At 54.3% G+C, this 7,711-nt stretch carries 9 protein-coding genes, 1 tRNA gene and 1 pseudogene; 2 read left to right on the top strand and 9 right to left on the bottom strand.

All coding sequences use genetic code 11. The annotated features are described in order from the left end of the window. Together Q7T10_RS04580 and Q7T10_RS04575 are read left to right on the top strand one after the other, a co-directional pair. A partial coding sequence (locus Q7T10_RS04580) for a HAMP domain-containing sensor histidine kinase (protein WP_304746426.1) occupies positions 1-1,430 on the top strand: 1,430 nt, incomplete at its 5' end. Further along, positions 1,427-3,646 (top strand): EAL domain-containing protein, encoded by a 2,220-nt coding sequence (locus Q7T10_RS04575; protein ID WP_304746424.1) that lies wholly within the window; start codon positions 1,427-1,429, stop codon positions 3,644-3,646. The genes Q7T10_RS04580 and Q7T10_RS04575, both read left to right, overlap by 4 nt. Positions 3,647-3,894: 248 nt before the next feature. Here Q7T10_RS04575 and Q7T10_RS04570 read toward each other — a convergent pair. From Q7T10_RS04570 to secY, 9 genes and pseudogenes are all read right to left on the bottom strand, one after another. Beyond that, a tRNA-Met gene (locus tag Q7T10_RS04570) sits at positions 3,895-3,971 on the bottom strand. Between the two features lie 21 nt (positions 3,972-3,992). After that, positions 3,993-4,391, bottom strand: a complete 399-nt coding sequence (gene rplQ / locus Q7T10_RS04565; protein WP_304746422.1) for a 50S ribosomal protein L17 — start codon at positions 4,389-4,391, stop codon at positions 3,993-3,995. Between the two features lie 80 nt (positions 4,392-4,471). Then, positions 4,472-5,461 carry a DNA-directed RNA polymerase subunit alpha gene (rpoA, locus tag Q7T10_RS04560; protein ID WP_304746420.1) on the bottom strand — a complete coding sequence of 330 codons (990 nt, stop codon included), beginning with the start codon at positions 5,459-5,461 and terminating at the stop codon, positions 4,472-4,474. A gap of 118 nt (positions 5,462-5,579) precedes the next feature. Then, a complete protein-coding gene (rpsD, locus tag Q7T10_RS04555; RefSeq protein ID WP_304746418.1) occupies positions 5,580-6,203 on the bottom strand; it encodes a 30S ribosomal protein S4 in 624 nt (207 codons plus the stop codon). An 84-nt stretch (positions 6,204-6,287) separates the two neighbouring features. Next, positions 6,288-6,692, bottom strand: a complete 405-nt coding sequence (gene rpsK / locus Q7T10_RS04550) for a 30S ribosomal protein S11 (protein WP_304746416.1) — start codon at positions 6,690-6,692, stop codon at positions 6,288-6,290. 19 nt (positions 6,693-6,711) lie between these two features. Then, complete coding sequence (gene rpsM / locus Q7T10_RS04545) at positions 6,712-7,077, bottom strand: 30S ribosomal protein S13 (protein WP_114972516.1); 366 nt, start codon at positions 7,075-7,077, stop codon at positions 6,712-6,714. A gap of 24 nt (positions 7,078-7,101) precedes the next feature. After that, positions 7,102-7,215 (bottom strand): 50S ribosomal protein L36, encoded by a 114-nt coding sequence (gene rpmJ / locus Q7T10_RS04540; RefSeq protein WP_084795560.1) that lies wholly within the window; start codon positions 7,213-7,215, stop codon positions 7,102-7,104. Positions 7,216-7,280: 65 nt separating this feature from the next. Further along, the gene (gene infA, locus Q7T10_RS04535) at positions 7,281-7,499 is read right to left on the bottom strand and encodes a translation initiation factor IF-1 (protein WP_007869286.1); all 219 of its coding nucleotides are present in this window, start codon (positions 7,497-7,499) and stop codon (positions 7,281-7,283) included. Between the two features lie 14 nt (positions 7,500-7,513). Continuing rightward, a pseudogene (gene secY, locus Q7T10_RS04530) lies at positions 7,514-7,711 on the bottom strand (preprotein translocase subunit SecY); the annotation flags it as partial.

Below are 7,711 nucleotides of genomic sequence, written 5' to 3'. Positions count from 1 at the left end.
CGGCGGATGCTGGCTCACTTTGCATGCTCGAGACTGAAGACCTGTTGACGATTGGCCAGGGCGCTTCTGTTCAGGTGAAGAAGGCCGCTGAATACCTTGGGATCGATTTGTCGGGCGTCGATGATCTGGCGGCACCGGCTGTCCGCGCGCCTGCGGCGCCGTTGGTGGATCCGGTGCAGGAACGACTGACCGAGGAAGTCCGCAACATGGCTCTCACCGCAGAGCTTGGACAGTCGTTTTCCAGTCAAAAAGGTGACACTCAACTGCTGGAATTGGTTCGGAAGAACGCGCACATCCTTTTCAATCTGGAAAATACGATCATTCTGTTGATGAACGGGAGTGGCCAGGCACTTGTAGGGGTTTCGGTCGGTGAGCAGCGACAACGCCTGACCGAATTCACCATCGCACTTTCGGGAGGCGGGGGGATTGCCGAGTCTGTGCTGAAAAGACGTCTGGCATTCCTGGAACGCGACCGCGGCCTGAAGAGCCTGCCAGAAGAGCAACTGCTTCGCATTTTTGACGCCGAGTGTCTGGTGTGTGTGCCCCTTGCAACCGGGACGCGGTGCCTGGGGGTGATCGTGGGTGGCGTCCCGACATGGCGACTTGCGGATTTGAAACGCCGCGAGAGATTGCTGCAGTCCTTTGGGGCACAGGCGGCGGCCGCCCTTGAAGCGGCGACCCGTGATCGGGGAGAAATTGACACCCGCATTGCCAGTTTGAAGGAGGAGCATCGCGAAAGCTCCCGCAGAGTGGTGCACGAGGTCAACAATCCGCTGGCGATTATCAAGAATTACCTGGGTGTACTTGACGGCAAATTGACCCGACAGGAGCCCGTGGCAGATGAGCTGTCAATTCTCAATGAAGAGATTGACCGGGTAGGCAACATCATGAATGAATTTGCCGGGGTCGCGCCGAAAATCCAGGCCGGCGTCACGGACATTAACCGCGTCGTGAGCGATCTGGTGCGCTTGTTTCGCGAGAGCAAGTTTTTGCCCCCCTCCGTGCAAATCATCGCGCGGATGCCAGAGCAGCCTTCGGAGATCAGTGGTTCGATTGATGTCCTGAAACAGATTTTGGTGAATTTGATCAAAAACTCCGTCGAGGCGCTGCCAAAAGGCGGGCATATCGAGATCAGCAACAACGGACGAGTCCATCGTGACGGACAGGCGTTTTTCGAGCTCTGCATCAAAGACAACGGGCCGGGCATTCCGGCCGATGTGCTGGCACACCTGTTTTCTCCGGTTCGCAGCTCCAAGGTGGGCGAGAATCGCGGAATTGGCCTGAGTATTGTGCACAGCCTGGTCAAAGGGCTCAACGGATTGATCAGCTGCCGCAGTTCCAGGACGGGAACCATCTTTGAAATCCTTCTGCCAGCCCGAAAGGCAGTGGCTCAGGGTGCAGCGCCAGGGCTACTCAAGGATGCGGCATGAGACCTGAAGCAGATGTCCTGGCTGGCAACGCCTTGGGGCAATTGGCTTTCAGTCGCCCACCGTACGGTTCGTCCTTGCCCTTTCTGGCGGAGTCTCCTGCCCGCGTACTTCTGGTTGACGACGAGCCGAGAATTCTCAGCAGCCTGGGCGAGTTGCTCAAGGGCCGGGGCTTCGTCCTGACGAGCGCTGCGAATGGCATTGAGGCTATCCAGCATCTCAACCAAGAGCCATTTGACTTGGTGATTCTGGACTTGCGTCTGCCGGACATGAGCGGGCACGACATCATGGACTTCATGAATACCCGGCAAACGGGTGCAAACATGATTGTGACGAGCGGCGACAGGGAAATCGAAGCTGCGATTGGTGCGCTCAAACGTGGCGCTTATGACTATCTGCGTAAGCCCTACAGCCCGGAAGAACTGCTCAAGACAATTGATAACGCCTTGAAGCAACGCCGGCTCCAGGCCGAAAACCAGCATATTGCGGGGCAGCTTGAAAGCTCCGAAAAGAAATACCGTTATTTGGTGGACAGCTCGCCTGACATCATTTACACGCTTGATCACCAAGGTCGATTTACATTTATCAATGACCGGGTGACCCAGTTGTTAAGTTTCAGTCGCGATGAACTGATGGGTGAGCATTACTCTGTGCTGGTTCACGAAGAAGACTTGAAGCGCGCAGATTATGTCTTCAATGAAGGACGAGGTGACTATCGCCGGTCACGTAACGTTGAGTTGCGACTTAAATCTCGCCATCCTGACGGTGAACCGCGCACCTTCATTCATGAGTTGATGAGGATCCCGGTCGACGCCGACCAGACAACCCCGCTGCGTGAGACAAGCCAGCGTGAACAGTTTGGCATTTATGGCGTTGCTCGTGACATAAGCGAGCGCAAGAGGGCTGACGAACTGATCGCCCATCAGGCCTATCACGACATATTGACGGACCTGCCCAACCGCGTGATGTTCAAGGACCGTCTAGGCATGGCCGTGCTGCAGGCAAAGCGGAACAACGTTGACCTTGCACTCATGTTCATTGACCTGGACCGTTTCAAGCTGGTTAACGACACCCTGGGTCACGGCATCGGCGATGAGTTGCTGCAACAGACAGCGGCGCGCCTGAAAGCGTGCCTGCGCCGTGGCGATACACTCGCGCGGCTTGGCGGCGATGAATTTACGGCCATCTTGCCTGAGTTGCACGACCGGCAGGATGCGGTGGTGATTGCAAGAAAATTCCTGGAGTGCCTGCATCTACCGTTCCAGCTCGCGGGGCAGTCTGTGCATATCTCGGCAAGCATCGGCATCGCCATTTACCCGACCGACGGTGAGTCGATTGACGAGCTGACCCGGAATTCCGATATTGCGATGTACCACATGAAGGCAGAGGGCAAGAACGGGTACTCCTTCTTCGACCGCTCCATGCTTGATGCGTCCTATCAAAAGATCGCGCTTGAACATAGTCTGCGAGTCGCCCTGGAACTTGGCCAACTGGAGATGTACTACCAGCCGCAAGTGGATGTGAAGACGCGAAGAATTGTTGGTGCTGAAGCCTTGATGCGCTGGAACCATCCGGAGCGAGGGTTCTTGGGGGCGGGAGAATTCCTGCCGTTTGCCGAGGAAAATGGGCTCATCATCCCCATCAGCGATTGGATGCTGGAGGCCATCTGTCTGGATCTGCGCGAATGGAATTCGCTCGGTGGCGAGGCTATCCGGCTTTCGCTGAATCTTTCGCCACAGTACCTGGATCGTGGAGACTTTTTTGAGAAGCTCAGGAGTGCATTGGCTCTTCACCACATCGAACCGAGTCAGATCGAAGTGGAGGTCACCGAGAATGTCTGCATTCATAACCCGCAGACTGCCATCGAACAGCTCGACAAGCTTTGCCAACTCGGCGTCAGTGTTGCCATCGACGATTTTGGAACAGGCTATTCTTCCTTGTCCTACTTGCACCGATTTCCAATTCACACCATCAAAATCGATCGCTCATTTGTAATGGACATCCAGGACGACGGTTCGCAATTTCCAGTTGTGCTTGCCATCATCTCCATCGCGAAAGGTCTGGGGCTGAACCTCGTCGCGGAGGGTATCGAGACTGCCGTTCAGGAACGCTACCTGGAAAACGCTGGGTGCAAGACGATGCAGGGCTATTTCTACCATGAACCCTTGTCGCAAAAAAGGCTGCTGGAGCTCTTGCTCAGTCAGTCGATTACACAATAGTCCGCGTTCCAACAAGTTGGCCCCCTCTGCCCAGTTGCCACCGAACGAAAACTGACCCGCCTGAGGGCACTGTGCCGATTCAGTATCGAGCTTCCTGCATTTGAAAGTGCTAAATGACGGCCTCGACCCGATTTTCATTTCCAGCTCGGTGGAAATTCCATGGGCCAAAAGTGGACCAAATTCTGGGCACAAAGCAAAACGCCAACTCGAAAGTTGGCGTTTGCTGTCAGCGGAGACCGCTTACTTGTTGGTTGCGCGAGTAGGATTTGAACCTACGACCTTTGGGTTATGAGCCCAACGAGCTACCAGGCTGCTCCATCGCGCGGTATCTTTATATTATAACCTATTATGACTTGGCTGTCTCGCCAGCCGGCACTTCTACCACTGCTGGACGATCGACCAATTCAACCAAAGCCATCGGTGCGTTGTCGCCCACGCGGAAGCCCATCTTCAGGATGCGTGTGTAACCACCGGGACGTGTCTTGAAACGTGGTCCCAGATCATTGAACAACTTGACCACGCTGTCGCGGTCACGCAGGCGGTCAAACGCCAGGCGACGATTGGCAACGGTGGCTTCTTTTGCCAGTGTGATCATCGGTTCGATGACGCGGCGCAGTTCCTTGGCTTTCGGGACCGTGGTTTTGATGACTTCGTGCTCGATGAGCGAGTTCATCATGTTGCGCAACATCGCCAAGCGATGCGAGCTGGTGCGATTGAGTTTACGTAGTCCGTGTCCGTGACGCATGGTGCTTTCCTTGAGTTATATAACAGGCAGCCGTATCAGGTACTGCCCGTGGCACAGAGCCCCTTTTGGGACTCTAAAAATCAACGCTTTTCGAGCGCAGCTGGAGGCCAACTTTCAAGCTTCATGCCCAAAGTCAGACCACGGGAAGCCAGCACTTCCTTGATTTCATTAAGCGATTTACGACCCAGATTCGGAGTCTTTAACAACTCGTTTTCCGTACGCTGAATCAAATCGCCGATGTAATAAATGTTCTCTGCCTTCAGGCAGTTGGCCGAGCGGACAGTCAGTTCGAGTTCGTCCACAGGACGCAACAGAATCGGATCGAACTGAGCGCTACCACGCGGTGCGGGTGCGTCAAATGCAGCCAGCTCGCTACCTTCCAACTGCGCAAACACGGCCAGTTGCTCAACGAGGATTTTAGCGGAAGCGCGAACCGCGTCTTCGGCCGAAATGGCACCGTTGGTTTCGATATCTACCACCAACTTGTCCAGATCAGTACGCTGCTCCACACGCGCACTCTCCACCGTGTAGCTGACACGCTTCACCGGTGAAAACGAGGCATCCAGCACAATACGACCAATGGACTTGGTTGGCTCATCCGCATGCCGGCGCATCGTGCCAGGAACATAACCACGGCCCTTCTCGACCTTGATCTGCATATCAAGCTTGCCGCCTTGCGACAAATTGGCGATCACGTGATCCGGAGTGATGATCTCGACATCGTGCGGAGTCTGAATATCACTGGCTGTGACAACACCTTCGCCATCTTTGCGCAGGCTCAGAGTCACTTCATCACGGTTATGGAGTTTGAAGACAACGCCTTTGAGATTCAACAAGATATTGACGACGTCTTCCTGCACGCCGTCGATGGACGAGTATTCGTGCAAGACGCCGGCAATCGTGACTTCAGTCGCGGCATAACCAGGCATTGAGGACAACAAAACTCGGCGAAGCGCGTTACCGAGCGTATGACCATAACCACGCTCAAAAGGCTCGAGCGCAACCTTGGCACGATTCGCAGCAAGCTGCTCGACATTGATGGCTTTAGGTTTCAGTAGACTATTTTGCATGCAGACTTCCTCTCAATACCCCCGGCTCGTTACACCGGTAAGGCTGGCGAAGCACCTCAGGCGCAGTGCCCCGCGCCTCAGGAACGATTTCGAATGAAAAAAACGTGTTGAAACGCTATTAACGCGAATACAACTCAACGATCAACGACTCGTTGACATCGGCGGCGAACTGGTCACGGTCAGGAACCGACTTGAAAGTGCCTTCGGCCTTTTCGAGACTCACCTCAACCCAAGCCGGCATGCCGACTTGCTGAGCCAATTGCAGCGCTTCCGCAATGCGAGTTTGCTTTTTCGACTTGTCCCGAACGGCGATCACATCACCGGTCTTGACCATATAGGAGGGGATATTGACGCTCTTCCCGTTCACTGTCATGGCTTTATGGGAGACCAACTGGCGCGCCTCGGCGCGTGTCGAGCCAAAGCCCATGCGGTACACCACATTGTCAAGACGCGACTCGAGAAGGGACAGCAGGTTCGCACCCGTGTTGCCTTTGCGGCGGTCGGCCTCTTCAAAATAACGACGGAACTGCTTCTCCAGAACGCCATACATGCGCTTAACCTTCTGCTTCTCGCGAAGCTGCAGGCCATAGTCCGAGGTACGGGCACCAGAAGTGCGTCCATGTTGACCCGGCTTGGAATCAAATTTTGCCTTGTCTCCAATAGAGCGACGGGCGCTCTTCAAAAACAGGTCAGTGCCTTCACGGCGGGATAATTTGGCCTTGGGGCCTAGATAGCGTGCCACTTGAACTTCCTTTATGTCATCTGCCGCACATCAAGCGCGGGAGCCACCGGCAGCGGGGCCAGTGGCGGTGGGCTTGTTAAAAAATTAGATGCGACGACGCTTCTGTGGACGGCAACCATTGTGTGGCACCGGGGTCACGTCAGCAATCATGTTGATCCGAATACCAAGGGCAGCAAGTGCGCGAACCGAAGATTCGCGGCCAGGGCCCGGACCTTTGATCTCTACGTCAAGATTCTTGATGCCCTGTTCAATGGCGGCACGACCAGCCACTTCGGAAGCCACCTGGGCAGCGAACGGCGTGGACTTGCGTGAACCCTTGAATCCTTGACCACCCGACGAGGCCCAAGACAAAGCATTGCCTTGACGATCGGTGATCGTGATGATGGTGTTATTAAACGACGCGTGAACGTGCGCTACGCCGTCAGCAACATTTTTGCGAACTTTTTTACGGACACGTTGGGCCGCATTACTGGAGGGAGCTTTTGCCATGGTGGTCTCTCAATCCCTGTTATTTCTTCAATGATGCAGCGGCCTTACGGGGGCCTTTGCGGGTACGGGCATTCGTGCGTGTACGCTGGCCACGCATCGGCAAGCCGCGACGATGACGGAAGCCACGATAACAACCAATGTCCATCAAACGCTTGATGTTCATTGTCGTTTCACGACGGAGGTCACCCTCGATGGTGAACTGAGCAATCTGGTCGCGAATTTTCTCGAGATCCGAGTCGGTCAAATCCTTGACCTTCTTGGAATAAGCGATGCCACAAGCCTCGCAAATTTTGCGTGCCCGGGTGCGACCGATCCCGAAGATGGCAGTCAAGCCAATTTCAGAATGCTGTTGCGGCGGAATATTGATGCCAGCGATACGTGCCATTTTCGTCCTCTAAAACTCTTGCAATTAACCCTGGCGCTGCTTGTGACGCGGATCGGTACAGATCACACGCACAACGCCCTTGCGCCGAATTACCTTGCAGTTACGGCAAATTTTCTTGACCGAAGCCGAAACCTTCATTTCATTCTCCTAAAACTGTTCGCAATGTCCCCGCATAACTTTGCGTGGACCACATACTATTACTACTATTTAGCCCTGAATACAATCCGCGCCCGACTCAAATCGTAAGGCGTCAATTCGACAGTGACTTTGTCCCCTGGAAGAATACGGATGTAGTGCATACGCATTTTTCCCGAAATATGCCCCAGTACCACGTGGCCATTTTCCAGCTTCACACGAAACGTCGCGTTCGGCAGGTTTTCAACCACTTCTCCCTGCATCTGAATAACATCGTCTTTTGACATATTTACCAATCGCCTTATGAAGACTTGAAATTAGCCTTCTTCAACAGCGATTCATATTGCTGCGACATCATGTAATTCTGAACCTGCGCCATGAAATCCATAGTCACGACGACAATGATCAAAAGTGAAGTGCCGCCGAAGTAGAACGGTACGTTGTACTTCAGGATAAGGAACTCCGGCAGCAAGCACACCAGCGTGATATAGATTGCACC

Source organism: Rhodoferax sp. (assembly GCF_030646845.1).
Lineage (GTDB): Bacteria > Pseudomonadota > Gammaproteobacteria > Burkholderiales > Burkholderiaceae_C > Rhodoferax.
The sequence above is the reverse complement of the archived record's forward strand: the minus strand, read 5'-3'. Positions and strand labels throughout refer to the sequence as shown.

What these genes read in the sequence shown, in the direction of transcription:
- rplQ (WP_304746422.1), bottom strand. Translation starts at nt 4,391, where the DNA reads ATGCGTCACGGACACGGACTACGTAAACTCAATCGCACCAGCTCGCAT.
- rpmJ (WP_084795560.1), bottom strand. Translation starts at nt 7,215, where the DNA reads ATGAAGGTTTCGGCTTCGGTCAAGAAAATTTGCCGTAACTGCAAGGTA.
- Q7T10_RS04575 (WP_304746424.1), top strand. Translation starts at nt 1,427, where the DNA reads ATGAGACCTGAAGCAGATGTCCTGGCTGGCAACGCCTTGGGGCAATTG.
- rpsK (WP_304746416.1), bottom strand. Translation starts at nt 6,692, where the DNA reads ATGGCAAAAGCTCCCTCCAGTAATGCGGCCCAACGTGTCCGTAAAAAA.
- rpoA (WP_304746420.1), bottom strand. Translation starts at nt 5,461, where the DNA reads ATGCAAAATAGTCTACTGAAACCTAAAGCCATCAATGTCGAGCAGCTT.
- infA (WP_007869286.1), bottom strand. Translation starts at nt 7,499, where the DNA reads ATGTCAAAAGACGATGTTATTCAGATGCAGGGAGAAGTGGTTGAAAAC.
- rpsM (WP_114972516.1), bottom strand. Translation starts at nt 7,077, where the DNA reads ATGGCACGTATCGCTGGCATCAATATTCCGCCGCAACAGCATTCTGAA.